Annotated in this window: 2 protein-coding genes; one reads left to right on the top strand and one right to left on the bottom strand. The window is 71.2% G+C overall.

Annotation, left to right across the window (positions count from 1 at the left end; genetic code table 11):
* Window positions 1-197 precede the first annotated feature (197 nt).
* Window positions 198-680 (top strand): hypothetical protein, encoded by a 483-nt coding sequence (locus D7V97_RS43090; RefSeq protein WP_120616275.1) that lies wholly within the window; start codon window positions 198-200, stop codon window positions 678-680.
* 28 nt (window positions 681-708) lie between these two features.
* On the opposite strand, the gene D7V97_RS43085 is transcribed toward D7V97_RS43090, so the two are convergent.
* On the bottom strand, window positions 709-1,254 hold a 546-nt coding region (locus D7V97_RS43085), incomplete at its 5' end, for a DUF4476 domain-containing protein (protein WP_120616274.1).

Below are 1,254 nucleotides of genomic sequence, written 5' to 3'. Positions count from 1 at the left end.
ATTCTCATCAGCGACTCCGGGGGAGGGGGAGGCTCCCACCCTAACGGATTCGTCATGGGGACAGGCAGGCGGACGTGCGCAGGCATCCCGGCTGCTAGGGAGCCCGACGCCGCGTGCGCACCTCACACGTCATGGCATGCCAACCCAGACACCCGCGGCGCGGACGTTCCACCCTCACCGGGGCGGGCCTGGCCGGCGTGCTCCTGCTGTCGTCGGGCGCGTTCGCGCTGCCCTCGCGGGGCCAGCCGCTGCCGGCCTTCTCCGCGAATGATCTGAAGGCCAGCGCGCACACGAGCGAGGAGCTGAAGGGCCGGCCCGCTCTGGTGGTGATCATCACCGACAAGAACGCCGGCGAGGCGATGCGCCAGTGGTACACCGTGGCGGATCAGCAGCAGGTGCCGGAGTCGGTGCACCGCCAGTCGCTCATCACCCTCAAGCTGCCGTTCTTCGTCAGCGAGGGCGCGGCGCGGGGCAAGGCGAAGGGCCAGGTGCCGCAAGCGTTCTGGACGGACACCTGGCTGGACAAGGACGGCGACATGCGCAAGGCGCTGGGTCTGGCCTCCAGCGAGACGCCCTATGTCCTGGCCCTGGATGCGGAGGGCCGCGTGGTGGCCAGCGTCCACGCGACCGCGGACTCGCCGGAGGCGCGGACCATCTGGTCCGCGCTCTCCCGACGGTGAGCCTCGCCAGGCTCGCGAGGCTCGCCGACTAGCGGCGCCCGCCGCCGTCGAGGATGGCCTGCAGCTTCTGCTTGTCCGACGAGAACGGGAACGCCTGGTACAGCTCGAAGCCGTTCTGCGGATCCAGCAGGGCGGGCCGCATCAGGCGCACCACCTCCAGCTTGTCGTCGGAGTGGGGGAACTGGCCCAGCAGGGTCAGCACGTGCGTCACGAGGAAGTTCTCGTTCGGGGTGACCTGCGACAGCACCCGCAGCTTGTCACGCGGGAAGGCCTCGCGGACCATCGCCTGGGTGAGGCTGCGGAACTGCGCGTCCGCGATGGGCCGCACCGGCGGCGGCGGGGGCGGCTGCTGCGGCCCCGGGTAGTTGCCCTGCGGGGGCGGCAGGCCCGTGCCGTAGGGCGCGGCGTCGTCCACGTACTCGCTCAGCTTGTCCAGCTCCTCCATCGCGGCGCGGATGCCTTCGCGGCCCTTGTTGTCACGCGTGCGGGACATCGCGTCGCGCAGCGCGTTCTCCAGCCGGTCGATGCGGCGCTCCATCACCTCGCGGTCCACCACGGCCAGGTTGCGCTGGGG

The organism is Corallococcus sp. CA053C (assembly GCF_003611675.1).
Taxonomy (GTDB): domain Bacteria; phylum Myxococcota; class Myxococcia; order Myxococcales; family Myxococcaceae; genus Corallococcus.
This window is presented reverse-complemented; position numbering and strand designations above follow the sequence as displayed.